Genomic DNA, 26,071 nt, shown 5'->3' on the forward strand with positions numbered 1-26,071 from the left:
CTTCTACAGGGTCAGGGTAGGACGGTCCAGATGGCGAAGCCGGCGTACCACAACACCGCTGCGCGCAGCAGCAGTTCCCAGAGTCGGTCGAGGCTGTTGATGCCATCGGGGCCGACCGCAGGGGGTGGGATTTCGGCGGCGACCAGGCCGACTTTTTCCACCAGCTGGGCGGCGCTGATGTCCCAGCTCAGCAGCTCATGGAGCATCACACGGCTGACGGCAACGAAATTGCCGACCAGCGCAAAGCTGGCCGCCAGCAGGCGAACCGGCAGCCAATCGAACGCGTGGCGCAGTTGCCCGGCCCGCTCGGCCACCAAGGGGTTCTTGCTGTGCTCACTGGCCAGTGCGAGCAGCCGATAAGCCAGAGCGGCAACCGGGCCCAGCAGGAAGTACCAGAAAATCACCGCAAAAAAGCTCTGGTAGGCCTGCCACAACAGATGGCCCTGAACGCGTTCGAGCAATTGCTCGCCACTGTCGGCGCTCAGGCTCAGGTCACGTTCGGCCACATGCTCGGCGGCCTGCAGGTCACCGCGTCGCCAGGCATCGCGGAACGGACCTAGCCCAGCGAGCAGGTCACCACGCCCCAGGCTGTAGATCACCACCAGCAGGTGCACCGGTAGCGCCAGCAGTCCGTACGCCACCGGCTCCAGCACCAGCAGCAACAGCGCCAGCAAGGCCACCGGCAACAACACCAGCAACGTCAGAATCAGCCAGGGCTGCTTGCCCATGCGCGGGCTCGATTCCAGCTTGGCCAGTTCGCGCAACCAACCGCCATCTCGCTGCAACCGCTGGCGCAGGGCCGAAAACTTCTCGATCCATACAGCCAGCACCAACACCAGGAAACTCATCGTGCGTGTTCTCCATCCTGCAGGGCGCTGCGAAAGCGCGTCCAATCAAAAGCGGGGCCGGGGTCGGTCTTGCGTCCCGGAGCGATATCGCTGTGGCCACAAATGCGCTGGGGGGTGATGCTTGGGTAAGCCACCAGCAACTGGCGGGTCAGGTCGATCAGTGCTGCATATTGAGCGTCGGTGAACGGCAGGTCATCCGTGCCCTCCAGCTCTATCCCGACGGAAAAATCATTGCAGGTGTCGCGCCCCTCGAAATACGACACCCCGGCGTGCCAGGCACGGTCGATGCAGGACACAAACTGCGTCACCGCGCCATCACGCTCAATCAGAAAATGCGCAGATACCCGTAGGCCGGCAATCCCTTCAAAGTAGGGATGTTCCGTCACATCCAGGCGGTTCTGGAAAAATTCCTGCACTTTGCCAGTGGCGAACTGCGCCGGTGGCAGGCTGATGTTATGCACCACCAACAGTGAGATTTCGCCGGCGGGGCGCTCGTTGAAGTTGGGCGAAGGGCAATGATGGATGCCCCGGCACCAACCGCTGGTGGGGTCCAACTGCATACAGGTTCCTTGAACAATACAAAGTGTGACCAGTATGCCGCGTTCGACCCTCCGGTTGCGATCACTTGCCGCGATTGAGTTGATGCAGTTTGCCCACCACCGCAGTCAAGGCGCGCTCGAACAACGGCCCGTCTTCCAGCGTGTGCAGTGCGCCACACTTGAACGCCATTGCCAATTGACCGGCACTCTTCTCCAATACCTTGAGCCCCGTGCGGCTGATGAATACATAAGTGTTGGCCGGCGCCATGATCGCTGTCAGCTTGCAGCGCAGCGTGCTGGCCTGGCCTTCGTGGAATACTACCCAGTCGCCCACTTTAAGTTGGAGAGCCTTGTACAGGTCAGGGTCGTTACCCGGCAGCTCGGTGACCGGGTCGGGTGACGCCGTACTCAGCACAAATGGCTCACGCACCTCGATCAGCTCATCAACACCTTCAGGCGCCTGGATATGCAACGCCTGCAAGCGCACAAAAAATTCGCGGGTGCTGAAGGGGTCGAACGCGGCACTGGTCAAGCCGTCGCGCAAGGCCTTGAGCAAGCCTGGTAGCTGGTCCAGCAAACGCCGCCCGGCCTCGGTGTCCTGCTGCAGGCCGACGCTCCAGATCAGTTCGTCCATGGTGCGCAGCCCCGCTTGCCATTGCACTGACTGCTCGCCGTGCTTGAGGCTCGCCAACAGCAACACTTGGCTCCAGGCCTGTTGCAGGAACTGCACCACAGGACGCGGCAGGACTTTGCCCAACAGCCGTTTATTCAGCACATCGGCCACGCGCTGGCGGGCGGCTTCAGTGCGCACGCGCCCGGCTTCGGCATCCCGGGTGTGTTGTTCGAGCAAGTCGCTGCGCCGCCGCTCGTCGGCGGTAAACGCGCTGAACTCGGCGAGCAACTGGGAAAAGATCGCCGGATCTTCGACATATTCGTTGAGCAAGCGCTGCACCACCTGCTCGATGCGCAGGTAAAGATGGTCGCGCTGGTAGTCATCCAGCGGGCTGCAGCCCATGGCGGCGGCCGAGATTTCATTGAGCAGACCCCGCGCAGGGTGGCCATTGCGACTGAAAACACTCTTGTCCAGCAACGCCACTTTCAGCAGGGGAATCTGCAAGCGGCCGATCAAGGCCTTGAAGGCATCGGGCACGCTACGGTCATTGAGGATGAACTCAAACAGCAGCGCGACCAGATTGATCACGTCTTCGTCCGCGTCCTCCACCACCCGCGACTTACCACTCTTGACGCTGACACGGGTGAGCAACTGTTCAAGCTGGCTGCGCAGGTCGAAATCGTCCTCCGACTCAGGCTCCGGCACGTACTGCTGCAAATGGGAGAGCAGGCGCAGCAGGTCCTGGGTGGAAATAGGCAACGGCTCGGCGCTGGCCTCAAGCGTCGGCGCCACGCTGCCACGCACCGCCGTGAGCAGCGGTTGAAGCGCGGCGAAGGCTTCCTGGCCATTTTCGTCACCGGACCGGTCGGGGACTGGCGAAGTAGCTTCGCGCGGATGCTCAGGTGCCACACATCCATCGATGCGTCGGGACGGTATGGTCTTGAGTTCAGGCAAGACGCCGGTTGCGACCAGCAATTGATTCGCTTCGCCGTATAGCTGGTCGGCGTCACTGAGCACATATTTTTCAAAGAGCTTGAGCATGACCAGTTTGACGCGGATCTCCACGCCCAGGCTGCGCCCCGCCCGCAGGAAAAACTCACACAGCAGCGCCGGCCCCAGAGGGTTCTCACGATCATCCAGGCGGTTGCCCAGTAAGGCGCTCAAGCGTGCCGTAAGTTGCGCGAGAGCCAGGCCGTCACGGTGGCGCACGCGACCCAGCATGGCTTCAAGCGCCACGGCTTTTTCCAGGTCGTCCCTGGTTGAACCCGGCACCCCGTCGTAGGAAACCACCGGCACCAGTTGCAGCTCGCCCCGCCCTGCCTGGCCCAGACTGGCAAAGGCGTCGAAAAGACGCTCCATGAACACACGCTCGAAATTCTTGCGCTTGAGGCGCAGATCACGCATGGCTTCAAAGAAAATGTGGTGGTCAAGATTGTTGCGCGCCTTGTCGGCCATTTCGAACAGCGTGTCGTCGGCGTTATCGAACAGTTCCTGCAACCCTTGCTGCAACTGTTGCGCCGCTCTGTCGCGAACCTGCAGCAACACCACCGGCAGTCGGGCGAGCGGCGATGGCGTGGCATGCGCCTTCTTGATTGGCACCACCTTTCCGTCATTGTGCATCCTGGCCTCCTGAAACGGCGGTATTTAGCGAGACGTCAAAGCTATGACGCCAATTGCAAGGCGCGAGATTATCTTGCAAACAAGGGGGTTTGCGCCAGCACACTCTGTCATTTGGCGGTAAATGAGCAGGTCGCTGGGTTCAGACGCGCACTGCCCCTATAATCGGGGCACTTTGTCTGTGGAGCCTGTTATGCCGAATCTCCGTCTTGCCGACCTCACCGCCGAAATCGAAGCCAACGTGCGCCGCGCACTGCTGGAAGACATCGGCAGCGGCGACATCACTGCGCAGTTGATCCCGGCCGAACGGCTGGCCACGGCCACCATCATCACCCGCGATGCAGCAGTGATCGCCGGCACCGCCTGGGTGGATGCGGTGTTCCGCCAGCTGGACCCACGGGTCGCCGTGCATTGGCAAGTGGCCGATGGTGAACGTGTCAGCCCCAACCAAGTGCTATTTCACCTTGAAGGCCCGGCGCGCTCGCTGCTCAGCGGCGAACGCTGCGCACTGAATTTCCTGCAACTGCTGTCCGGCGTCGCCACGCGTGCCCAATTTCTGGCGGACTTTGTTTCCAGCACCCAGGTCAAGCTGCTGGATACCCGCAAAACCCTGCCGGGCCTGCGCCTGGCGCAGAAGTACGCAGTGACCTGCGGCGGCTGTCACAACCACCGTATCGGTTTGTATGACGCGTTCCTGATCAAGGAAAACCATATTGCTGCCAGCGGTGGCATTGCCCAGGCGATTGCGGCCGCGCACCGGATTGCTCCCGGCAAGCCGGTGGAAATCGAAGTGGAAAGTCTGGATGAACTGCGCGAAGCCCTGGCCGCTGACGCGGACATCGTCATGCTGGATGAGTTGAGCCTGGAAGACATGCGTGAAGCCGTGCGCCTCAATGGCGGCAAGGCCAAGCTGGAAGCCAGCGGCGGGATCAACGAAAACACCCTGTTGCCGATCGCTGAGACCGGGGTGGACTACATCTCGATTGGTGCGATGACCAAGGATGTGAAGGCGGTGGATTTGTCGATGCGCCTGAGTATCTAGACCGTTGCAAGCAGTAGTGAGCGGGCTTGCCCCGCGCTGGGTGGCGAAGCCGCCCCAATAAGGCCACAGCGTTATATCAATTAGAACGCGGCGGTAGATTTTTGGGCGGCTTCGCCACCCAGCGCGGGGCAAGCCCGCTCACTACAAACGTCAGACTACCAGGTCATTCATCTCGCAGTACTCTTCCCATTCGACACCCAGCACTTCGGCCGCCTCTTTGTGCAAGGCCAGTCGTGCCGCTTCGAATTCTTCCGGTGTCGAGGTGTACTTGAGGGTCAGCTCCCAAGGCTGATAGCCCTGGCTCTCGGCTTCGTCCTCGAATGCCCACTGAATCTGGTCGCGCTGATCATCGGCGCTCAGGTCCTTGATCTCTTCTTTAAGCTGCGGCGATTCCTCGAGGTATTTTTCGAGGGCTGCTTGATGCCGAACTTCCTGGGTCATTTCAGTCGTGGTCATGTTGTTCTCTTAGATCGAGGAATGGGGATGCATCTGGGTCATCAAGGTTGCGCAGATACAAAAGAGCAGGCTCAAATGCCGGCTCGTCTGGCCTTCAGAACCATTCTGGGATCATCTGAAAACGGTGTTGCCATGGTGCCTTTTTGCCCGAGACAGGAATCGAACCTGCGACCTTCGCGTTACGAGTGCGCTGCTCTACCGGCTGAGCTACACGGGCGGTGGGCTAAAGCTAGCACTGCATTGGAAGTCCGGCAACTTGCGGCCTTCAGCGCGCAATCACGCCCTGGGCCCAGAAACGGGGTTGCAGCAGGCCGACATGAGTGCCCAGGTACTGCTGCTGGGCTTGCTTGATGTGAGGCACATCGCGAGCTGCGATAAAAACCAGCAGACCGACGGCCAGCACACTCAGCACTTTCCAGGCTGCCCAGGCCAATGGCAACGCGGCGGTCTCCGGGGTTTTCCACACATGCAACGCCATCAGCCAGCCCACCACCAGCGCCAGCCAGACCTGGGAATTGGGCATCACCATCACACCGTCGACCATGGACTGCACCAACGCCCCTACCAAGGCCGCAAACAGGCATAGTCGCAACAGATCAGCGCGAGTGTTCGAGAGCGCTCGTTCGCGCAACACACCGAACGTCGCCCAGCCGCCTCGCCACGCCAGAGCCATCACGCACAAGGCCGATGGCACACCCCATTCACTGGCCCATTGCAGGATGGCCTGGTGCGGGTGAGCGGCGATTTCATTGGCAATATCGGCAAAATGCATCGGCCCGAAGCCCAACCATGGACGCTCGATGAGCATATGCCAAGCCTGCCACCAGATCGGACCACGACCCGACAGGGTGGTGGTGAGGCGGTCACTGGCGCCCTTGGAGACCTCGACTTCCAGGTAATCCGCCCCTAACGCAAACACCAGCCAGTACAGCAGCAGCCCGCCAAACACTGCCGCCAGTTGCCAACCCAGCCATCGTCGCCCCCAGGGGCCAAGTACCGCTAGCACAGCCCCGGCCACACACATGCCAAGCCAGGTACCGCGGGTACCACCGGCGATCGCAATCATCCACCACACGCACAGCAACGCAAACACCGCGCCCTTGAGTGGACGTGAAATAGCAGGAATCAACAAAGGAAGCGCCAACAGCGGCAGGGTGAACGTCTGGAATTGCCCGTAGAAGCGCTTGTTGGAAAAACCGGACAGCAACAGGTCAGGGTCCAGCACACGTTCAGCGTTGATGAACACAAGTGCGCCCGCATACAGGTATTGAATCGACTTGATCAGGCACAGCAGCACCACCACCATGACCAAGGCGCGATCCAAAGGCTCGCCGCCATGACGACGCAGCAAGGCAAATGCCACGGCAATCGACCCGCAACTGACAAACAGCGCCATTTCGGCCAGTGCCCAGAGCGGCTGATGGGCCAACGTGGAAGACACCAGGCCAAGCACGATAATCAGCATCAGGCCCAGGGCGGTTGGCCTGTCCAGCAATTGGCCGACAGGGACGACAGATAACCCATACAGCACCGCACACGCCCCGATGGCAATCTGCATAGCCCGCTGCAGATCATGCCCACTGAAGGGTGCACATATTCCGACTACCAGCAGGCACACCACTGTCACCAGGAAAACACTGCCACGCTGCTGTATGGATAACGCCATCGGCCACCTCAAGTTACCTGTGGTTGGTTTAGCAGCTATGCCCCGTCGGCGCCGCAGCCCTTGGCAACATATTTGGCTTCAGCGGTGGTGCTGCATTTCCAACCGGTGGTGGCGTTGCGCGTCAGGCTGATGGTCTTGCCCAGCACCGGCGCAGGTGCGTCGAGTATTTCGCAACTGATGGTGCCCGCGCCGGTGGTCACATCGCCTGCCACTTCGATCTTGCAATTGGCGGTGGGGCTGGTGCCGCCGATCAATGCCAAGGTCGGCACGGTCCCCTGGTTGAGGGTGTCTTCATACCCGGGCTTCAACGCGGTGATTTCAGCCAGGCCGGCGGTGAACTTGGCCTTGGCCTGGTGGGTGGTGTACATGGGCAGGCCGATGGTGGCCAAAATGCCGATGATTGCCACGACAATCAGCAGCTCGATCAGGGTAAAACCTTTTTGACGTCTCACATTCACTCTCCAGGATAGAACTCATGACAAGGCGCTTCCTGCGCCCCGAGTTGTGCAGCGGCGCCAGTGTACTCATCCGCAGGCGGTCAATCGCGCACAAGACGCACATTCTGACATTTTATCCACCACCGCCCGCCTGCCCGAATCCGTCACCTGACTAAGCTATAAATCTTCAACGACCTCTGTGCGGAACGGTGACATGGACAACGCTTCAACGATCTACGCCTGGGAAGGCATCAACCGCAAAGGGCGCAGGGTGTCCGGGCACAGCGCCGGGCACAACCCAGCCCTGGTCAAGGCTCAGCTGCGCCGGCAAGGCATCAGCCCAGGGCTTGTACGCAAGCATTCTCCAGTTCTAGCGGGCCTCAAGCCATCTATCAAATCGGCGGATATCACCCTGCTCACGCGCCAACTGGCCACCTTGCTGAAGGCCGGGATTCCTCTGCTGCAAGCCTTCGACATCATCGGCGAAGGCTTTGACAACCGCACGCTGCGTGAACTGACAGAGGGGTTGAAACAGTCCATCGCCGCAGGCACCAGCCTTGCCGACACGTTGCGCAAGCATCCACGCTATTTCGATGAGTTGTATTGCAACCTGGTAGCAGCCGGCGAACAGGCCGGTGCTCTTGAAACCTTGCTGGAGCGCGTAGCGATTCATCGGGAAAAGAGCGAGCAGTTAAAGGCCAGGATCAAAAAAGCCATGACCTATCCGATCACCGTGCTGATGGTCGCCAGCCTGGTCACCGGCGTGCTGCTGGTCCACGTAGTACCGCAGTTCCAAAGCCTGTTCGCCGGAGTCGACGGCAAACTGCCCGGCTTCACCTTGCAGGTGATCGCTTTGTCCGAGTTCATGCAGCGAGCATGGTGGGGCGTGGCACTGGGCCTGCTTGCCGCAGGTTTTGGGTTGCGCCACGCCTACCATGCCTTACCGGCTTTTCGGCTGTGGCTGGATGCCGGTTTGTTGAAAGCGCCCGTGGCAGGCAAACTGCTGAGAAAATCGGCCGTGGCCCGCTACGCCCGCACGCTGTCCACTACCTTCGCCGCCGGTGTTCCGTTGGTGCAGGCGCTGGACTCGGTGGCCGGGGCCGCCGGTTCTGGGCCGTTCAGACAGGCAATCGAGCATATGCGACACGATGTATCCACTGGCATGCAACTGAATCAATCGATGGCCGTCAGCGGTCTGTTTCCCGGCATGGCCATCCAGATGACGGCCATCGGCGAAGAGTCGGGCACGCTTGACCGCATGCTGGAGAAGGTCGCCAACCATTACGAGGCCGATGTGGACACCCTGGTCGATCACCTCACCAGCCTGATGGAGCCTCTGATCATGGTGGTACTGGGGGGCATCGTCGGCGCGCTGGTGATTGCCATGTACCTGCCGGTATTCCAACTGGGAAGCGCATTTTGAGCCTGCTGCTGGGGGAGCATCCCTGGGCGTTTGTGGCGATGGCGGCGGTGCTGGGGCTGATCGTCGGCAGTTTTCTCAACGTGCTGGTGTGGCGCCTGCCGAAAATGCTCGAGCGGGAATGGCGCGCCCAGGCCCATGAAGTGCTGGACTTGCCCGCAGAACCAGCCGGGCCGACCTACAACCTGATGCAGCCCAACTCCTGCTGCCCGCGCTGCAACCATCCCATACGCCCATGGGAAAATATCCCGCTGCTCAGCTACCTGTTTCTGCGCGGCCGCTGCGCGCATTGCCAAGGGGCGATCAGCATCCGCTACCCCCTCACGGAACTGGCATGCGCTTTGATCTCGGCCTGGGTGGCCTGGCATTTCGGCTTTGGCTGGCAGGCGGGAACGGTGATGGTGCTGAGCTGGGGATTGTTGGCGATGAGCCTGATCGACGCCGACCATCAACTGCTGCCGGATGTGCTGGTAATGCCACTGCTGTGGCTGGGACTGATCGTCAACAGTTTCGGCCTGCTGACGACATTGGCCGACGCCCTGTGGGGCGCCGTGATCGGATACATGAGCCTGTGGAGCGTGTTCTGGCTATTCAAGCTGGTCACCGGCAAGGACGGCATGGGCCACGGCGACTTCAAGTTGCTGGCGCTGCTAGGCGCCTGGGGTGGCTGGCAGATCCTGCCGATGACGCTGTTGATGTCGTCACTGGTCGGGGTATTCGCCGGCTTGATCCTGATGCGCCTGCGCAAGTCCCAGGCGTCGGCACCGATGCCATTTGGTCCGTATCTGGCGATTGCCGGCTGGATTGCATTGCTCTGGGGTGGTCAAATAACCGACTTCTATTTGCAGTCTGTCGGTTTCAGATGACCACTCGTGTTGCAACACCCTGGATTCTCGGCCTTACCGGCGGCATCGGCAGCGGCAAAAGCGCGGCGGCCCAGCACTTTATCGACCTGGGTATCGACCTGGTGGACGCCGATCACGCCGCCCGCTGGGTGGTAGAGCCTGGTCGGCCAGCATTGGCGCACATCGCCGAGCATTTCGGTGCCGGCGTGCTGCAGCCAGACGGCCAGTTGGACCGCGCCGCATTGCGCAAGCTGATCTTTGAAGTACCCGAAGAGCGGCGCTGGCTCGAAGCCCTGCTGCACCCGTTGATTGGCGAGGAGATCCGCAGCCACCTGGCGCGCGCGACGTCACCTTACGCGATCCTGGTGTCGCCACTGCTGATCGAGTCCGGCCAGTACAGCATGACCCAGCGCATCCTGGTGATCGATGTGCCGCAATCGCTGCAGATTCAGCGTACCCTGCAGCGCGACGGCATCAACGAACAACAGGTGCAGGCGATCCTCAAGGCCCAATCGAGCCGCGAAGACCGCCTGAAACATGCCGATGACGTACTGGTCAATGACCAGGACCTTGCCTGGCTGCACAGCGAGGTCGAGCGACTGCACCACTTTTACCTTACTTTGCGTGGAGGCCGATCATGAGCCAACCCCTGACCGTCGACTGCCCAACCTGCGGCGCACCCGTGGAATGGAAAGCGACCAACCTCAACCGGCCGTTCTGTTCGGACCGCTGCAAACTCATCGACCTGGGCGCCTGGGCCGCTGAAGAACACAAGATCCCCGTGGCGCCGGATGCCGAAGACGAGCTGTTTTCCGAAGACCTGCCGCCGCGCCATTAAGGGCGCATAAAGGCATATTCCTGCTGGTCGTCGAGGTTTTCTGCGAGGTATTGCAGCTCGTCGGCCAAGTCTTCGAAACTGCGCACGCCTTTGCTCTGTTGCACCACCGCGCTGAGCATGGCGCGCAAAGTCAGTCCTGGGTCAAAACCGATCTCCTGTGCCGCGTCCTGGCTTCTGCGTAACTCCTGCCGTGCCCATTCGTACACACTCATGATCCGCGCTCCCGGAAAAATTTCGCAGAGCATGGGCCTGCTCGTCGACGCGGGATTTGATCCAGGTCAACGCTGCGAATCGTCGTCCTTCCAAGGCGCCGAGAGGTAGCGCGTGCGGTTGAAGGTCTCCAGCCATTCAGGGCAAAACACCACCAGGGCACTGATGACCATGCCGTTGATAAAGGCCTCGGGGAAGATGATCAGCCACAGGTAGCCGACAAAATCCGCCAGCCATTCCGGCATGGCGAAACGCCCGTCGAACCACAACAGCCCCAGCCCAAACAGCAGGCAGAACAGTGCCGACAGGGCTGCCGCGAAAAAACCGGAACAGAAGATATACACAAAGGGATTGCGCGGTTGCGCACGCTCGACCAGCAGCGCGCAGGCTTCAGTGACCAGCACCGGCAGCCCGATAAGCAACAGGCCATTGACGCCCAGGGCAGCGAGGTCCTGGCGCCCCAACAGCATCAAGCCCAATTGGGCGGCAAAACCGCCGACGATTGCCAGGGGCCAGTCCAGTAACAGGGTCACCGCCGTCATGCCGATGAAGTGGTAGGACACGCCGGTATCAAAATCCCGCCGCACCAGCCACAGCATGAACAACGCGAACACGGTGCCGAACAGCAAATGCTGGCGGCGCCGGTCGGCGAACAACTCGACCCACGGCGAACGCAGGATCGCCCACAGTACCACTGGCGCGTACAGGAGCCAGCCGATGCCCATGGTTGTCGGCGCCAACAGGGCGGCACTGATCACGGCGATAATCCCCGGGTCGAATTGAGTCGGATGATCAGTCTACACCGACGTTTCACAGGGGTACTTCCTGCGGTCATCATTTGGGCGCTAAGCTGCTAGCTATGGATGACTCAGATTACTTGCGCCTGCTCACCGTAGCGGCCGAACAAGCCAACGCGTTCCTGTCCAATGCCCGCAAATGGGAGCGTGAGCGTTGGGTCTGCCAGCGTCTGCTGCAAGGCTTGAACGTGCCCTACCGTGCCGAAGAGTTCCACGCCGCCGGGCAAGAGCCGCCGGACGTGCTGTTTCGCGACGCAAGCTTCGAGGTGTTTTTCGTGCTGGACGAGGGCCGTCGCCTGAATGACGAATGGCGCGACGAGTTGCTGCGCCGGCGCAGTGCGTTTTCCCTGAGCCAACTGGTACGACGCGAAGCCAAGCCGCGACGGATCCCGGCCCACGAGTTTCTGCTGCGCCTGGCGCCCACGCTGCGCAAGAAGGCGCACAACTATAAAGAACGCGGGATGGACCTGGGTGAGCTGGATATCGTCGCCTTCACCAGCCTCAAGCGCGAAGTGCTCGACCTCAACAGCCATTTTCCTCCGCCTACCGAATACCTGCGCCAGGGTTGGCGCTCGCTGTCCCTGGTAGGACCGACCTTTGCACGGGTGCTGTTCGCTCACCCGGACGCACCGGATTTCTTGCGCAACAACCTGGGCCGCAGCATAGTGTTCGACGTGGGTATCAGCCTCTGAGCCCCCCCGGACTGTAACGTGGCGCCCTTTTGCAACGTCTACCTGACGAGGCCTTTATGACCAGCCGCCTGAACCCCGATGACCAACAGCATGTCGAAGAGTACCTGCAACTCTCCCAGAACCGAGTCGAGCGCAAGCCTTTCCGGCCGTGGCTGCTCCTCGGCGTGGTGCTTGCCGTGGTGATCGGCCTCGGCCTGCTGAGTCGCCTTTTGAGTTACCTGACGCTATGAGCTGCCTGGCGCTCGCGGGGGTAACTGCTCCGATTTCTTTTAGCCTTGCGAGATATCCCCATGACCCATCGTATTATTATCATCGGCGGCGGCGCCGGCGGCCTGGAGTTGGCTACCCGCCTGGGTAAGACTCTGGGCAAGCGCGGCACTGCCAGCATCACGCTGGTGGACGCCAACCTGACCCATATCTGGAAGCCACTGCTGCACGAAGTGGCGGCCGGCTCGTTGAACTCTTCGGAAGACGAACTCAATTATGTCGCCCAGGCCAAATGGAACCACTTCGAGTTCCAACTGGGGCGCATGAGCGGGCTTGATCGTGAACAGAAGAAGATCCAGCTGGCCGCCACCCTCGACGAAGAAGGCCGTGAACTGGTGCCCGCGCGCGTGCTGGGCTATGACAGCCTGGTGATTGCGGTCGGCAGCACCACCAACGACTTCGGCACCGAAGGTGCGGCGCAGCACTGCCTGTTCCTCGACACCCGCAAGCAGGCCGAACGCTTCCACCAGCAGTTGCTCAACCACTACCTGCGCGCCCATGCCGGGCAGACTGACGTGGTGGAAAAAATCAGCGTCGCCATCGTCGGCGCCGGTGCCACCGGGGTCGAGCTGGCCGCCGAACTGCATAACGCCGCCCATGAGCTGGCGGCCTATGGCCTGGACCGTATCAAGCCGGAAAACATGCACATCACCCTGATCGAAGCCGGCCCACGAGTACTGCCGGCCCTGCCGGAGCGTATTGGCGGGCCTGTGCATAAAACCCTGGAAAAGCTTGGGGTGACGGTACTGACCAACTCGGCGGTCAGCGAAGTGACGGCCGATGCGCTGATCACCAGCAGTGGCCAAGTGATCCCGGCCAGCCTCAAGGTATGGGCTGCCGGCATTCGCGCGCCGGGTTTCCTCAAGGACATCGATGGCCTGGAAACCAACCGCATCAATCAATTGCAGGTTTTGCCAACGCTGCAAACCACCCGCGACGAGAACATCTTCGCCTTCGGCGACTGCGCCGCCTGCCCGCAACCGGGCACCGACCGCAACGTCCCCCCACGGGCCCAGGCGGCTCACCAGCAGGCCTCGTTGCTGGCCAAGTCGCTGAAGCTGCGTATCGAAGGCAAGGACCTGCCTTCCTACAAATACACCGACTACGGCTCGTTGATCTCGCTGTCGCGGTTCTCGGCGGTGGGTAACTTGATGGGCAACCTCACCGGCAGCGTGATGCTGGAAGGCTGGCTGGCGCGGATGTTCTACGTGTCGCTGTATCGCATGCACCAGATGGCGCTGTATGGGTTCTTCCGTACGGCGATGCTGATGCTGGGCAGCAAGATTGGCCGTGGCACCGAGCCGCGACTCAAACTTCACTGACAACTCGGCCCCTGAGGCCACTCAATAAATGTGGGAGGGGGCTTGCCCCCGATTGCGGTGAAGCAGTCATTGATTTGTCGACTGACACACTGCCATCGGGGGCAAGCCCTCCCACATTCGATTTTCACCGGACTTGAGTTTTTCACGCACAAAAAAAATCCCCGTATCTTTCGATACGAGGATTTTTAATATGGTCGGGGTAAGGGGATTCGAACTCCTGACATCCTGCTCCCAAAGCAGGCGCGCTACCGGACTGCGCTATACCCCGGTAAAAAAAAGGCGACCTTTCAGTCGCCTTCTTCGATCAGTGCTTTTGGCCTCTGATCTTAAGATTCGATTCCAGTGTTAACTGGTCTCAAAAATGGTGGGTCGTGTGGGATTCGAACCTACGACCAATTGGTTAAAAGCCAACTGCTCTACCAACTGAGCTAACGACCCAAATATGGTCGGGGTAGGGGGATTCGAACTCCCGACATCCTGCTCCCAAAGCAGGCGCGCTACCGGACTGCGCTATACCCCGATATTGAAATTGGCTCCGTGACCAGGACTCGAACCTGGGACCCAATGATTAACAGTCATTTGCTCTACCGACTGAGCTATCACGGAACTACATATTTCAAAGTACTACGTTACTGCTTACTACCTTCTCTTCGACTTGTTCGTATCGCTACGTTCATGTCTCTGAGGCGCGCTATTCTACAATCTTAAAAACCCCTGTCAACCCTTTAAATTGCTTTTAAGACAATGATTTGCGCTTGTTTCTGATTTCTTCTTGGGGAGAAGAAACCCGTGGGCTGACGTTGCTGCGGGGCGCACTTTACAAGCCTTTGCCTTACAGTTCAACGCCCTATCGAAAAAAAAGGCCCCGCAATGCGGGGCCTTTCATTTTTGCTTTGCCCTTTGGGCTTAGTGGAAGACGATCTCGTCGTTTTCCACGGTCGCCTCGACGCTGGTGCCCGGCATGAAGCTGCCCGACAGGATGAGCTGGGCCAGCGGGTTCTCGATCCAGCGCTGGATCGCACGCTTCAAAGGCCGTGCGCCATATACCGGGTCGTAACCTACCGCGATCAGCTTGTCCAACGCCTCCTGGCTCAGGTCCAGGGACAACTCGCGCTCTGCCAGACGGCCGCGCAGGCGACCCAGCTGGATCTCGGTAATGCCCGCGATCTGATCCCGCGCCAGAGGCTCGAAGATCACCACTTCGTCGACCCGGTTGATGAATTCCGGGCGGAAGTGCGAAGTCAATGCATCCATGACAGCCGCACGTTGCGCTTCACGATCACCCACCAGCTCCTGGATCTGCGCCGAGCCCAGGTTGGAGGTCATCACGATCACCGTGTTGCGGAAATCCACGGTACGCCCGTGACTGTCGGTCAGGCGGCCGTCTTCCAGCACCTGCAACAGGATGTTGAACACATCCGGATGCGCCTTCTCGACCTCATCCAGCAGGATCACCGAGTAAGGCTTGCGCCGCACAGCTTCGGTCAGGTAACCGCCCTCCTCGTAGCCTACGTAGCCTGGTGGCGCACCGATCAAGCGAGCCACCGAGTGTTTCTCCATGAATTCGGACATATCGATCCGCACCATGGCCTCTTCGGTATCAAAGAGGAACTCGGCCAGGGCCTTGCACAGTTCGGTCTTACCCACGCCGGTCGGGCCGAGGAACATGAACGAGCCGCTCGGCCGGTTCGGGTCGGACAACCCGGCCCGCGAACGCCGTACCGCGTTGGACACCGCCACCACAGCCTCTTCCTGGCCAATCACGCGTTGGTGCAACAGGCTTTCCATCTTCAGCAGCTTGTCGCGCTCGCCTTCGAGCATTTTCGACACGGGGATGCCGGTCCACTTGGAGACGACTTCGGCAATTTCTTCCTCGGTCACTTTGCTGCGCAGCAGCTGGTTCTCGCTGTGGCCATGCTGGTCGACCATCTGCAGGCTGCGCTCCAGGTCCGGGATCACCCCGTACTGCAACTCGGCCATGCGGTTCAGGTCGCCTTTACGGCGTGCCGCTTCCAACTCCTGACGGGACTGCTCGATTTTCTGCTGGATCTGCGCAGAGCCCTGCACTTCTGCTTTTTCCGAGGTCCAGATTTCTTCCAGGTCCGAATACTCGCGCTCCAGGCGGACGATTTCTTCCTGGAGTTTTTCCAGGCGTTTCTTCGCCGCGTCGTCTTCTTCTTTCTTCAGGGCCTGGGACTCAACTTTCAGTTGAATCAGGCGGCGGTCCAGGCGGTCGAGCACTTCCGGCTTGGAGTCGATCTCCATGCGGATACGGCTGGCCGCCTCGTCGATCAGGTCGATGGCTTTGTCGGGCAACTGACGGTCGGTGATATAGCGATGGCTCAGCTTGGCCGCCGCAATGATCGCACCGTCGGTGATCGCCACCTTGTGGTGCACCTCATAACGCTCTTTCAGGCCACGCAGGATCGCGATGGTGTCTTCTTCGCTCGGCTCTTCCACCAGTACCTTCTGGAAACGACGCTCAAGGGCCGCGTCCTTTTCTATGTACTGGCGGTATTCGTTGAGCGTGGTAGCGCCGACGCAGTGCAGCTCACCCCGCGCCAAGGCCGGCTTGAGCATATTGCCTGCATCCATGGAGCCTTCGCCTTTACCGGCGCCGACCATGGTGTGCAGTTCGTCGATAAACAGAATGATCTGCCCTTCCTGCTTCGACAGTTCATTGAGCAAGGACTTCAGGCGCTCTTCGAACTCGCCACGGAACTTGGCACCGGCGATCAAAGACCCCATGTCCAGGGACAACAGGCGCTTGCCTTTGAGGCCGTCCGGCACTTCACCATTGATGATGCGCTGGGCCAAACCTTCGGCAATCGCGGTTTTACCCACGCCAGGCTCACCGATCAGCACCGGGTTGTTCTTGGTACGACGCTGCAGCACCTGGATGGTGCGACGGATTTCATCGTCACGACCGATCACCGGATCAAGCTTGCCCTCTTCGGCGCGCTTGGTCAGGTCGACGGTGTATTTATCCAGGGCCTGGCGCGACTCCTCATGGTTGGGGTCGTTCACCGCGTCGCCGCCACGCAGGTTGTTGATGGCGTTTTCCAGGGCTTTCTTGCTCACGCCTTGACCGAGCAACAACTTGCCGAGCTTGCTGTTCTCGTCCATGGCGGCGAGCAGCACCAGCTCACTGGAGATGAACTGGTCGCCCTTCTGCTGGGCCAGACGGTCCGCCTGGTTGAGCAGGCGCGCCAGGTCCTGGGACATATTCACGTCGCCGGTCGGGTTTTGGATTTTCGGCAGCTGGTCGAGCTCTTTGCTCAGTTCCTTGCGCAGGCTGTTGACGTCAAAGCCCACCTGCATCAGCAAGGGCTTGATAGAACCACCTTGCTGTTCCAGGAGCGCCTGCATCAAGTGCGCAGGCTCGATGGCCGGGTGGTCGAGGCCCACCGCCAAGGATTGAGAGTCAGACAATGCCAACTGTAATTTGCTGGTTAAACGATCAATACGCATTAGTCACCTTCCTTTTGAGCAGGCCGGAGCTATAAAACATCCTGAATGAAGAAACCTGCCAGATACCCTTATAGATGGGGTGGATTCTGGAAGATTCAAGCGCGCGACGGCGGATATGGACCGGGTTTGACCCAGATCAAAGGAGTCTAGCGTTCAAGCCAGACAAGGGAGGCAAAACGTCCGGTGCGGGGGCTACGCCGGTAGGAAAAGAAGCGCGGGTCGGTCACCGTACAGTACCCGCCACCATAGATAGCATTAACGCCGCGCGCAGCGAGGCGCAGGCGCGCGAGCTTATAGATGTCGGCCATGAACTTGCCTGGGTTGTGGCTCGGCACGAACGCTTCGGCAGTGAGCGGCAACGGCTGCATGAAGGCTTCGCGTACTTCCGGGCCGACTTCGAAGGCTTGTGGGCCAATCGCCGGGCCGAGCCAGACCAGCACGTCTTCAGGTTCGGCGCCGAGGCTTTCGAAAGCCGCTTCCAGCACCCCCGCCGCCAGGCCGCGCCAGCCAGCATGGGCTGCAGCCACGCGGGTGCCAGCGCGGTTGCAGAACAACGCGGGCAGGCAATCGGCGGTCATTGAGGTGCAGGCGATGCCAGGGGTGCTGGTCCAGCTGCCATCAGCTTCGGCAATGCGTGACGGGTCAGCCTCGACCACAGTTACCCCGTGGACTTGGCGCAACCAGGCAGACTGAATATTGAACGCGCCGGTAAGACGGCGGCGGTTTTCGAGGACCGCGTCAAGATTATCCTCAACATGATCGCCCAGGTTGAAGCTGTCGAACGGCGCCAGACTGACGCCGCCCGCTCGAGTGGTGACGCAGGCTTTCACCTGAGCCGGCGCGGGCCAGTCAGGTATCAGCCAGTCACTCATCCGACAAACGCCTCGCGATCCTGCTTGAGCAGCGTCAACAACCAGACCAGATCGTCCGGCAGAGGCGATTCCCAGCTCATCCGCTTACCGCTCGTCGGATGATCCAATTCCAGGAAGCGTGCATGCAACGCCTGGCGCGGGAAGTTTTTCAGCGATTCAACCATGGTCTGGCTCGCCGCCGGTGGAATGCGGAAGCGCCCCCCGTAGGCCGGATCACCGACCAACGGGAAGTTGATGTGTGCCATGTGCACGCGAATCTGGTGGGTACGGCCGGTTTCGAGCTTGACCCGCACGTGGGTGTGGGAGCGGAAACGTTCGAGTACTCGGTAATGGCTGACGGCCTGCTTGCCACCTTCCATCACCGCCATACGCTGGCGTTGCTGGCCGTGACGACCGATCGGGGCGTTGATCTTGCCGCCGGCTACCACCACACCAATCACGATGCATTCGTAGATCCGGCTGACGCTGCGACTCTGCAACTGTGTAACCAGTTGCGTCTGCGCCTGAATGGTCTTGGCCACCACCATCAGACCGGTGGTGTCCTTGTCCAGGCGGTGCACGATGCCGCAGCGTGGCACATTGATGATGTCCGGCACATGGTGCAACAAGGCATTGAGCAACGTGCCATCAGCGTGCCCGGCGGCCGGGTGAACCACCAGGCCTGCGGGTTTGTTGATGACCAGGATGTCGTCGTCTTCATAGACGATATCCAACTCGATGTCCTGGGCGACCCATTCTCCCTGGGCTTCCTGCTCGGCAGTCAGCTCAAGAATCGCACCGCCATGGACTATGTCTCGCGGGCGGATAACCGCCCCATCCACAGTCAGGCGGCCGTCTTTGATCCAGGCGGAAAGGCGCGAGCGCGAGTGCTCAGCGAATAATTGTGCGGCGACTTGATCGAGGCGTTGGCCGCCCAATTCGGACGGCACCTCTGCGCGAAGTTCAATTTTATCGGACATGCTCAGACTAGGCGTGGCACAGCCTTTGGTTTCGGCTGCGCGCTTGTGGTTAAATACGGCGTCTTTTGCCCCGAGGCTTTCAACGGGGCGCTCATCATAACAGGACGGCCCCGCCCAAGACAGCGGCCGTCATAGGGACGCAAGCCGCCATGCAAGTGAAACACCTGCTGCTGATCGCCATCCTCGCCATGACTGCTGCTTGCTCGTCAACAAAGGAAGTCGTCGACGAAAACCTGAGCGAAGTCGAGTTGTACCAACTGGCTCAGAAAGACTTGGACAATAATAGCTACACCAGCGCCACAGCGAAGCTGAAGGCCCTGGAGTCGCGCTATCCGTTCGGGCGTTATGCCGACCAGGCCCAGCTCGAGCTGATCTACGCCAACTACAAGAACGCCGAGCCGGAAGCCGCCAAGTCCGCCGCCGAGCGTTTTATCCGCCTGCACCCGCAGCACCCGAACGTCGACTACGCCTACTACATGAAGGGCCTGACCTCGTTCGACCAGGACGTCGGCCTGCTGGCGCGCTTCCTGCCGCTGGACATGACCAAGCGTGACCCGGGCGCTGCCCGCGACTCCTATAACGAGTTCGCCCAGTTGACCAGCCGCTACCCCAACAGCCGGTACGCGCCGGACGCCAAGCAGCGCATGATCTACCTGCGCAACCTGCTGGCGTCCTACGAGATCCACGTGGCCCACTACTACCTGACCCGTCAGGCATACGTGGCCGCAGCCAACCGTGGCCGCTATGTTGTGGAAAACTTCCAGGAAACCCCTTCCGTGGGTGATGGCCTGGCCGTGATGACCGAGGCTTACCAGCGCCTGCACCTGGACGAACTGGCCAGCACCAGCCTGGAAACCCTGAAGCTCAACTACCCGGACCACCCAAGCCTGAAAGACGGCCAGTTCGTGCCTCAGGTGGCCGAAGCGGACAACCGTTCGTGGCTGAGCAAGTACACCTTGGGCCTGATCGAGTCCCGTCCACCGCTGCCGCCGGGCGAAACCCGCGCCAACCAGGACGTCATCAAGCAGTACCAGGACGCCAAGGACGCCATCCCTTCGGACCTCAAGCCGCATGATGAAAACGGCGACGTGATCGAAGAAGAAGCACCGCAGGCCCTGGGCAACAACCAGGACCGCTCGTGGTTCAGCTACATGACCTTCGGTGTATTTGACTGATTGCACCGGCGTCATCAAGAAGGAGCCTTGCGAGGCTCCTTTTTTGTGGGCGGTATTATTGCGCTGTGCGCCTGGCACGTCCTTGGCTAAACTGGCGCATTCCTTGTCGAGAAACTGCCCATCATGCTTCGTCTACTGTTCTGGATTGCCGTCATTGCCGCCGCAGTATGGTTCTGGCGCAAATTCAAAAGCCCAGCCGCCAGGCAGCATCGTGCCAGCGAGCCTGACGCGGCCCTGATGGTGCGCTGCGCCCACTGCGGCGTGCATCTGCCGCAGGATCGCGCCCTGAGCTCTCGCCAGGAGTGGTATTGCACCCAGGCGCACCTGGAGCAAGGGCCAAAATCTATCCAGCGTTGAGCCGACCTTCCGGCGCATACGGCGCCGGGTCGATGATCGGTGCGCGCGCCAGTAGCAAGTCAGCAAACAATTGGCAGGACGCCGGCGCAAGCACCAGGCCGTTGCGGTAATGCCCGCAGTTGAGCCACAGGCCATTGAAGCCCGGCACACGACCGATGTAGGGAATGCCTTCGGGCGAACCAGGGCGCAGACCGGCCCAATGTCCGACCACCTCGGCGTCCGCCAGGGCGGGAATCAACTCCACCGCTGATGCCTTGAGGCTTTCCAGCGCGGTTTCGGTGGGGGTCTTGTCGAAACCTTCATGTTCCAGGGTACTGCCGATCAGGATGTGCCCGTCCCGCCGAGGGATCGCGTAACGCCCCTTGGCTAATACCATGCTCGACAGGAAGTCCGAAGCGCATTTGTACAGAATCATCTGGCCTTTTACCGGCTCGACCGGCAGCGACAGGCCCAACGTGCCGAGCAGCTCACCGCTCCAGGCGCCGGCGGCCAGTACGACCTGATCGCCGTAGATCGACCCATCAGCTGTGTTCACGCCCACGACATTACCCGCATCCAGAACAAAACCAGTCACTTCACACTGTTCATGAATGGTCACGCCGGGCAGCGCCAGCAGCGCCGCCTTGAGCGATTTGACCAGGCGCGGGTTTCGCACATTGGCAACGTTGGCCATGTAGATCGCCTGGGAATAACCGCCGCCCAGCACCGGAACGGCGTCATGGGCGGCCGACACGTCCACTTTGCTCAAGGGACGGCCTTCACGCGCGGCCCAAGAAAGGGCTTCGGCTTCGTCATCCAGATCGAGCCAGTACAAGCCCGTGGTGTGAACCTCCGGATCAACGCCCGTCGCAGCGAACAGACGCTGCGCCAGCTGTGGATAAAAATCCTGGGACCAATGAGCCAGGGCCGTGACCGCCGGGCTGTAGCGCCACGGATACAGGGGCGAAACGATGCCGCCGCCGGCCCAGGAGGATTCCTGTCCCAATCCAGCACGCTCCAGCAACACCACCGCCTGCCCTTGGGTCGCGAGGTTGAACGCCGTCAACAAGCCGATGACTCCGCCACCGACAATCACTACCTGCTGTTGCTCTGCCATCATTTGATCCAGCCGATAAATAGGAACAAGCGCACCCGGCGCCCAATCATCCAGCACCCTCATCATTGCCCCCAGCACAGCTTGCGCGACATCTGCGGCGCAGCGCCCGGGTTGGTCCGCGTGCCCGCGCCGGTCAGGCCGAAATCCCCGCAAGGATCGCCAGCCATCACCGAGTCGGCGACCGGTGTGGCCACCAGTTGGAAGTCCTGAGGGTTCAATGCAGCGGTGATTCTATAGCGATCATTGCCTGCACTGAGGCCGGCTGCATCAATAAAACTGCCGTTTCTCGCATAAAAGCGCTCCAGGTACTGTGCTTGCTCGGTCAACAGCGCAACGATTTCAGCGCGATAGACTTTTTTCAGATGGCCGGTGTAACTGGGGTAAGCAATCCCGGCCAGAACCGCAATGATCACCACGGCGATCAGTAACTCGATCAGGGTAAAACCCTGGCTGTCCATGCCCATTCCACTACTCCTTATTGAAGTTGTCGCCATGCCACTCGCCGAAACCGCGAGCCACCCTCCTCTTCTACCCGCGCATAGGTACTCTCCAGCACCGTGCGCAATTGCCCGTGCAGCCCGACTGCCGTCACTCGATACACCGCAGCCGTGGTTTGTGCCGGTAAATGTGTCAGCCCAACCGCAGGGCCCAGGAACTGAATGCCGTAAACCCCGCCTTTGAGAGCGACCCACTTGATGCCCGAGACAGGGTGGGTTCCGGAGCCCACAACCGAAAACGCTTCAGCGGGCGGCACGCAGGTGGCAATTGACTGACACAACGTCAAGCCTGCGGACGCCCGCCTTACAAGGAGTTCTCCCAATCTCAAGCCACTCTCGGCACTTTGCAGCGACTGATTACGGTGCCAGAAACTACCGGCAATCTTTTGCTGAGTGAGCGCAGCCTGCATCGAGGATAAGCCGATCAGCGATAACAGCAGCAGCAACACCAGGCTGACCAGCAGCACCATGCCCGCCTGTCGCAGACGAAAACGCTCTAAATGCATCATGGCAGCCCTACCCCAGTCGGTTCCGCAGCGCCGCCACGACGCTGTAGGTTTGATCTTTCACCCGGGCGGTAGGGTCTTGCAGCGTCATCACAATGCGCACACTGCGTATCAAGGATTCGTCGGCCGGGCCGGCGTCGTAGCGCACCACTTCCGTTGACGCAGGTTTGGCGGACACGCCGAAACTGATATCGAATGCCTTCACGTTATCCACCAATACCGCCTTGGCGGGTGATGCAGGCGTACTGACTTTCAACTGCCCTGCTTCGAAGGTGTAGGTAACTTGGCGTAACGCAAAACGGATTTGCCCGGGTGCCGATGCCGGGGCGCTTCCCGCGTAGGCGTGGGCGCTGCCTGTGCAATCGGACAATACAGTCCAGTCAGGCGTGCCGCTTCCAACGGCGACCTCCGCGGTCACCAGCGTCAGCGAGGTTGATCCGCCTCCGACACGCCAAGCGACAGGCCGGTCAAAAGCGGGCGGGGCGTTGTCGATAAACGCTGTCGCCAGACAGCCGAACATGCCCGCCTGACGGATATCCTGGAGCAGCTTGCCCAGCACAAACCGCGCATCATCCTGCATCAACAGCGCGGCCTGCTGGCTGGCATGAGTAGCCCTGGACTGAATTGCCACCTGGCTGGCCCAGAGCACCAGTACCAGCCCCATCGCCAACGCTAGCAGCACCTCCACCAGGCTGAAACCTCGAACAAGACACCTCATTGCGCCACTCCCGGTTCATCGCGGATGCGACTGGTCAGGGTGAAGGTTTCCCGGGCACCCGGCCTGCCTGTACCTCGACTGTCATCCCAACTGATTCTGACCGTCACCTCGCCGCCACTGATCGACACCGAGCCTTTGGCGCTCTCCCCGGCAAAACCGAGAATGTTGGCCTCGAAATCATGCAAGTCCAGGTCGCGCGCACTGGCGGCAACATTGCCGGCCAAGGCACGCTCGGCCCGGCCCCACGTGTAGTCGGCAGCAGAATTGGCACGGATCCGGTCGAGCAAGTCGTAGGCAATGAAACTGGCCTGGCTGGTCATCCTGGAACTGTCGGTGTACTTGAGCGCATTGAGTTGGATCACCGCCGCACCCAGCAGGCCAATGGTGAGAATCAACACCGCGACCAGCACTTCGATCAGTGTCGTACCGGCTTGGTAGCGGGATAAGGCGTTGGGCAAACAGGTGTTCGTGCAGGCAAGCATTACCGTCGTCATCCGTGTCGAGGTCCGAAAAAGAGCAGGTAAACCCTGCTGTGCGGCCCAAGACTAGCGCCGGTTTTTCACCTGCGCTGCAACCGGAACAAAGGGAAATACTTTGGACATGAAGGCCATCATCCGCACCACAGACGGGACGCTATAACTAGGACTACACCCAAATCCACGGAGGGATGGCACATGCAACAACGAGGGTTCACCTTGATCGAACTGCTGCTGGGGCTGATCGTGAGCGGCATTCTGGCCAACCTGGCGGTGCCGAGTTTCAAGAGCCTGCTGGAGTCACAGCAGCGACAGAGCGCAGCACAGTCCTTGACGCAAGGCCTGCGTTATGCACGCACCGAAGCCATCGCACGCAACCGGGCGGTGGTCATTCACGCACTGAGGGATGATTGGGGCCTGGGGTGGCGGGTCATCGTGGACATCAGCGGGCGCGGCCCCCTGGACGATGACAACCCGGTGCTGTTGGAGCACCAGGCCAGCAGGCAAGCGCCGATCGTGGGCAATGGGCCGCTCAAGAACCAGGTGCGCTTCAGCGGGCTGGGTGAGCCCATCTTTTCAGGGGGAGGCTTCCGTGCCGGCACCGTGCATGTGTGTGCCGCGGACCAGGCGCAGAGCCTGTATCAGGTAGTGCTGGCACCCAGCGGGCGCATCAGCCTGCGCAGCGAGCGTGCCGAGCAGGCATTGTGCCGGAGTTGATCCGGCACGCCGGTTTTTTACAGCAGCGAGCGAACCCGCAGTTCCTTGGGCATGGAGAACGTGATGTTCTCTTCGCGGCCAGCCAGTTCATCGGCACCGGTGGCGCCCCAGGCGTGCAACTGCTGGATAACACCGCGCACCAGCACTTCCGGGGCCGAAGCACCCGCCGTGATACCAATACGCTCGACGCCATCGAACCAGCTACGCTGCATGTCTTCGGCACCGTCGATCAGGTACGCTGGCGTCGCCATGCGCTCAGCCAACTCACGCAAGCGGTTGGAGTTGGAACTGTTGGGGCTGCCGACTACCAGGACCACATCGCATTCGTCTGCCAGTTGCTTGACCGCGTCCTGGCGGTTCTGGGTGGCGTAGCAGATGTCGTCCTTGCGCGGGCCGCCAATGGCCGGGAAGCGACTGCGCAGCGCGTCGATCACGCGGCTGGTGTCGTCCATGGACAGGGTGGTCTGGGTCACGAATGCCAGGCGCTCGGGATTCTGTACCTGCAGGTTGGCGACGTCTTTTTCGTCTTCCACCAAGTAAATCGCCCCGCCATTGCTGGCGTCGTACTGACCCATGGTGCCTTCGACTTCCGGGTGGCCGGCGTGGCCGATCAGGATGCACTCGCGACCATCACGGCTGTAGCGCGCGACTTCGATGTGCACCTTGGTGACCAGTGGGCAGGTAGCATCGAAGACTTTCAGGCCGCGGCCTGCCGCTTCGGTACGCACCGCCTGGGAAACACCGTGGGCGCTGAAGATGACGATCACATCGTCCGGCACCTGGTCGAGCTCTTCGACAAAGATGGCGCCGCGTGCGCGCAGGTCTTCGACCACGAATTTGTTGTGGACGACTTCATGACGCACGTAAATCGGCGGCCCGAAGACTTCCAGGGCGCGGTTGACGATTTCGATCGCCCGGTCCACACCGGCGCAGAAGCCACGGGGGTTGGCGAGTTTGATTTGCATGCTGTGCCTCGTGTCTTGCAGCTATTTGGGTCTGGTGTGACGCTAACCCAACCGAAAATGAAGATCAAAGGAGGGAGGGGCGGTGCGACGATTCGACTTGCCCCCGATGGCGGTGGGTCAGTAAACAAACCCCTGACTGTTCCACCGCTATCGGGGGCAAGCCCCCTCCCACACAAGCCCACTTCACACATTTAATTGTGTGTTGTTGATCAGAGCGCTTTAACGTCGATGATTTCAACGTCAAAGGTCAAGGTTTTACCGGCCAACGGGTGGTTGAAGTCGATGGTCACTTGCGCGTCATCGAAGGTTTTCACCACACCCGGCAGTTCGGTATTCGCCGCATCGTTGAAGATCACCAGCAGGCCTTCCGACAGGTCCATGTCCTGGAACTGCGAACGCGGGATGATCTGTACGTTTTGCGGGTTGGGCTGGCCAAAGGCGTTTTCCGGCAGGATCTGCAGGGTACGCTTGTCGCCGGCCTTGAAGCCGAACAGGGCCGCTTCGAAACCCGGCAGCAGGTTGCCGTCGCCGACCTTGAAGGTGGCCGGGGCTTTGTCGAACGTGCTGTCGACCGTGTCGCCATTCTCCAGGCGCAGTGCGAAATGCAAAGTGACTTCCGTGTTCTGGCCGATGCGTTGCTCAGCCAATACCTG

28 protein-coding genes, 5 tRNA genes and 1 pseudogene are annotated in these 26,071 nt (G+C 60.6%); 11 read left to right on the forward strand and 23 right to left on the reverse strand.

The window, feature by feature from the left end:
* Positions 1-11: 11 nt before the first annotated feature.
* The 3 genes from ampE to NL123_RS26320 form a co-directional block, all read right to left on the reverse strand.
* Positions 12-848, reverse strand: coding sequence for a regulatory signaling modulator protein AmpE (ampE, locus tag NL123_RS26310; protein ID WP_248486099.1), 837 nt, complete (start codon positions 846-848; stop codon positions 12-14).
* Entirely contained in the window at positions 845-1,408 is a 564-nt protein-coding gene (gene ampD, locus NL123_RS26315; protein ID WP_494356650.1) for a 1,6-anhydro-N-acetylmuramyl-L-alanine amidase AmpD, read from the reverse strand. The genes ampE and ampD overlap by 4 nt, the downstream gene beginning before the upstream one ends.
* Positions 1,409-1,469: 61 nt before the next feature.
* Positions 1,470-3,620 (reverse strand): DUF1631 domain-containing protein, encoded by a 2,151-nt coding sequence (locus NL123_RS26320; protein WP_494356651.1) that lies wholly within the window; start codon positions 3,618-3,620, stop codon positions 1,470-1,472.
* A gap of 190 nt (positions 3,621-3,810) precedes the next feature.
* Between NL123_RS26320 and nadC the strand changes: the two genes are divergently transcribed.
* The gene (nadC, locus tag NL123_RS26325) at positions 3,811-4,659 is read left to right on the forward strand and encodes a carboxylating nicotinate-nucleotide diphosphorylase (RefSeq protein WP_248486093.1); all 849 of its coding nucleotides are present in this window, start codon (positions 3,811-3,813) and stop codon (positions 4,657-4,659) included.
* A gap of 150 nt (positions 4,660-4,809) precedes the next feature.
* Here the strand turns inward: nadC and NL123_RS26330 are convergent, their stop codons facing one another.
* From NL123_RS26330 to NL123_RS26345, 4 genes are all read right to left on the reverse strand, one after another.
* On the reverse strand, positions 4,810-5,115 hold the full coding sequence (locus NL123_RS26330) for a DUF6388 family protein (protein WP_033903347.1): 306 nt from the start codon (positions 5,113-5,115) through the stop codon (positions 4,810-4,812).
* Between the two features lie 144 nt (positions 5,116-5,259).
* Positions 5,260-5,332 (reverse strand) — tRNA-Thr (locus NL123_RS26335).
* 48 nt (positions 5,333-5,380) lie between these two features.
* Positions 5,381-6,781 (reverse strand): O-antigen ligase family protein, encoded by a 1,401-nt coding sequence (locus NL123_RS26340; protein WP_494356652.1) that lies wholly within the window; start codon positions 6,779-6,781, stop codon positions 5,381-5,383.
* A gap of 35 nt (positions 6,782-6,816) precedes the next feature.
* Positions 6,817-7,239, reverse strand: coding sequence for a pilin (locus NL123_RS26345; protein ID WP_282579045.1), 423 nt, complete (start codon positions 7,237-7,239; stop codon positions 6,817-6,819).
* Between the two features lie 193 nt (positions 7,240-7,432).
* Here NL123_RS26345 and NL123_RS26350 point away from each other — a divergent pair, with 193 nt between their 5' ends.
* From NL123_RS26350 to yacG, 4 genes are read left to right on the forward strand one after another with little or no spacing between them, the layout of a single operon-like run.
* Positions 7,433-8,641, forward strand: a complete 1,209-nt coding sequence (locus tag NL123_RS26350; protein ID WP_494356653.1) for a type II secretion system F family protein — start codon at positions 7,433-7,435, stop codon at positions 8,639-8,641.
* Positions 8,638-9,504: a prepilin peptidase gene (locus tag NL123_RS26355; protein ID WP_248486085.1), complete on the forward strand. Its 867-nt coding sequence runs from the start codon at positions 8,638-8,640 to the stop codon at positions 9,502-9,504. Before NL123_RS26350 ends, NL123_RS26355 begins: the two co-directional genes overlap by 4 nt.
* Positions 9,501-10,124 (forward strand): dephospho-CoA kinase, encoded by a 624-nt coding sequence (coaE, locus tag NL123_RS26360; RefSeq protein WP_248486083.1) that lies wholly within the window; start codon positions 9,501-9,503, stop codon positions 10,122-10,124. The genes NL123_RS26355 and coaE overlap by 4 nt, the downstream gene beginning before the upstream one ends.
* Entirely contained in the window at positions 10,121-10,321 is a 201-nt protein-coding gene (yacG, locus tag NL123_RS26365; RefSeq protein ID WP_003188437.1) for a DNA gyrase inhibitor YacG, read from the forward strand. The genes coaE and yacG overlap by 4 nt, the downstream gene beginning before the upstream one ends.
* On the opposite strand, the gene NL123_RS26370 is transcribed toward yacG, so the two are convergent.
* The gene (locus NL123_RS26370; protein ID WP_003171680.1) at positions 10,318-10,533 is read right to left on the reverse strand and encodes a hypothetical protein; all 216 of its coding nucleotides are present in this window, start codon (positions 10,531-10,533) and stop codon (positions 10,318-10,320) included. The two genes, yacG and NL123_RS26370, sit on opposite strands and share 4 nt — an antisense overlap.
* Positions 10,534-10,599: 66 nt before the next feature.
* Positions 10,600-11,289 (reverse strand): energy-coupling factor ABC transporter permease, encoded by a 690-nt coding sequence (locus tag NL123_RS26375; RefSeq protein ID WP_494356654.1) that lies wholly within the window; start codon positions 11,287-11,289, stop codon positions 10,600-10,602.
* Between the two features lie 101 nt (positions 11,290-11,390).
* Between NL123_RS26375 and NL123_RS26380 the strand changes: the two genes are divergently transcribed.
* From NL123_RS26380 to NL123_RS26390, 3 genes are read left to right on the forward strand one after another with little or no spacing between them, the layout of a single operon-like run.
* Positions 11,391-12,020, forward strand: coding sequence for a DUF1780 domain-containing protein (locus NL123_RS26380; protein ID WP_010213242.1), 630 nt, complete (start codon positions 11,391-11,393; stop codon positions 12,018-12,020).
* 56 nt (positions 12,021-12,076) lie between these two features.
* Entirely contained in the window at positions 12,077-12,250 is a 174-nt protein-coding gene (locus tag NL123_RS26385; protein ID WP_046034083.1) for a DUF3094 family protein, read from the forward strand.
* Positions 12,251-12,310: 60 nt separating this feature from the next.
* On the forward strand, positions 12,311-13,609 hold the full coding sequence (locus tag NL123_RS26390) for an NAD(P)/FAD-dependent oxidoreductase (RefSeq protein ID WP_494356655.1): 1,299 nt from the start codon (positions 12,311-12,313) through the stop codon (positions 13,607-13,609).
* Between the two features lie 191 nt (positions 13,610-13,800).
* Here the strand turns inward: NL123_RS26390 and NL123_RS26395 are convergent.
* From NL123_RS26395 to rluD, 7 genes are all read right to left on the reverse strand, one after another.
* Positions 13,801-13,877, reverse strand: a tRNA-Pro gene (locus tag NL123_RS26395).
* Positions 13,878-13,971: 94 nt separating this feature from the next.
* Positions 13,972-14,047, reverse strand: a tRNA-Lys gene (locus NL123_RS26400).
* A 5-nt stretch (positions 14,048-14,052) separates the two neighbouring features.
* Positions 14,053-14,129 (reverse strand) — tRNA-Pro (locus NL123_RS26405).
* A 10-nt stretch (positions 14,130-14,139) separates the two neighbouring features.
* Positions 14,140-14,215: transfer RNA gene (locus NL123_RS26410), tRNA-Asn, on the reverse strand.
* A gap of 300 nt (positions 14,216-14,515) precedes the next feature.
* Positions 14,516-17,080: an ATP-dependent chaperone ClpB gene (gene clpB, locus NL123_RS26415; RefSeq protein WP_464704778.1), complete on the reverse strand. Its 2,565-nt coding sequence runs from the start codon at positions 17,078-17,080 to the stop codon at positions 14,516-14,518.
* A 146-nt stretch (positions 17,081-17,226) separates the two neighbouring features.
* A complete protein-coding gene (pgeF, locus tag NL123_RS26420) occupies positions 17,227-17,952 on the reverse strand; it encodes a peptidoglycan editing factor PgeF (protein ID WP_248486078.1) in 726 nt (241 codons plus the stop codon).
* Positions 17,949-18,911: a 23S rRNA pseudouridine(1911/1915/1917) synthase RluD gene (gene rluD, locus NL123_RS26425; RefSeq protein ID WP_058423068.1), complete on the reverse strand. Its 963-nt coding sequence runs from the start codon at positions 18,909-18,911 to the stop codon at positions 17,949-17,951. Before rluD ends, pgeF begins: the two co-directional genes overlap by 4 nt.
* Before the next feature lie 149 nt (positions 18,912-19,060).
* Between rluD and NL123_RS26430 the strand changes: the two genes are divergently transcribed.
* Both NL123_RS26430 and NL123_RS26435 read left to right on the forward strand, forming a co-directional pair.
* Complete coding sequence (locus NL123_RS26430; protein ID WP_248486076.1) at positions 19,061-20,086, forward strand: outer membrane protein assembly factor BamD; 1,026 nt, start codon at positions 19,061-19,063, stop codon at positions 20,084-20,086.
* A gap of 123 nt (positions 20,087-20,209) precedes the next feature.
* Positions 20,210-20,443 carry a PP0621 family protein gene (locus tag NL123_RS26435; RefSeq protein WP_071494201.1) on the forward strand — a complete coding sequence of 78 codons (234 nt, stop codon included), beginning with the start codon at positions 20,210-20,212 and terminating at the stop codon, positions 20,441-20,443.
* Here the strand turns inward: NL123_RS26435 and thiO are convergent.
* The 5 genes from thiO to pilV all read right to left on the reverse strand — a co-directional run bounded on the left by thiO (position 20,430) and on the right by pilV (position 23,742).
* Positions 20,430-21,539: a glycine oxidase ThiO gene (gene thiO, locus NL123_RS26440; RefSeq protein WP_494356656.1), complete on the reverse strand. Its 1,110-nt coding sequence runs from the start codon at positions 21,537-21,539 to the stop codon at positions 20,430-20,432. The genes NL123_RS26435 and thiO overlap by 14 nt on opposite strands.
* Positions 21,540-21,601: 62 nt before the next feature.
* Positions 21,602-22,003 (reverse strand): type IV pilin protein, encoded by a 402-nt coding sequence (locus NL123_RS26445; protein WP_248486072.1) that lies wholly within the window; start codon positions 22,001-22,003, stop codon positions 21,602-21,604.
* A gap of 11 nt (positions 22,004-22,014) precedes the next feature.
* On the reverse strand, positions 22,015-22,542 hold the full coding sequence (locus NL123_RS26450) for a pilus assembly PilX family protein (protein WP_494358345.1): 528 nt from the start codon (positions 22,540-22,542) through the stop codon (positions 22,015-22,017).
* 10 nt (positions 22,543-22,552) lie between these two features.
* Positions 22,553-23,260: a PilW family protein gene (locus tag NL123_RS26455; RefSeq protein ID WP_248486067.1), complete on the reverse strand. Its 708-nt coding sequence runs from the start codon at positions 23,258-23,260 to the stop codon at positions 22,553-22,555.
* Complete coding sequence (gene pilV, locus NL123_RS26460; RefSeq protein WP_248486065.1) at positions 23,257-23,742, reverse strand: type IV pilus modification protein PilV; 486 nt, start codon at positions 23,740-23,742, stop codon at positions 23,257-23,259. The genes NL123_RS26455 and pilV overlap by 4 nt, the downstream gene beginning before the upstream one ends.
* 192 nt (positions 23,743-23,934) lie before the next feature.
* On the opposite strand from pilV, the pseudogene NL123_RS26465 reads away from it, so the two are divergent.
* Positions 23,935-24,517: pseudogene (locus tag NL123_RS26465) on the forward strand (GspH/FimT family pseudopilin).
* Here the strand turns inward: NL123_RS26465 and ispH are convergent.
* Together ispH and fkpB are read right to left on the reverse strand one after the other, a co-directional pair.
* Positions 24,471-25,418, reverse strand: a complete 948-nt coding sequence (gene ispH, locus NL123_RS26470; protein WP_012722142.1) for a 4-hydroxy-3-methylbut-2-enyl diphosphate reductase — start codon at positions 25,416-25,418, stop codon at positions 24,471-24,473. The pseudogene NL123_RS26465 and the gene ispH overlap by 47 nt on opposite strands.
* Positions 25,419-25,627: 209 nt before the next feature.
* Positions 25,628-26,065: an FKBP-type peptidyl-prolyl cis-trans isomerase gene (fkpB, locus tag NL123_RS26475; protein ID WP_010213263.1), complete on the reverse strand. Its 438-nt coding sequence runs from the start codon at positions 26,063-26,065 to the stop codon at positions 25,628-25,630.
* Positions 26,066-26,071: the final 6 nt, after the last annotated feature.

Source organism: Pseudomonas sp. FBCC-B1565, assembly GCF_059133265.1.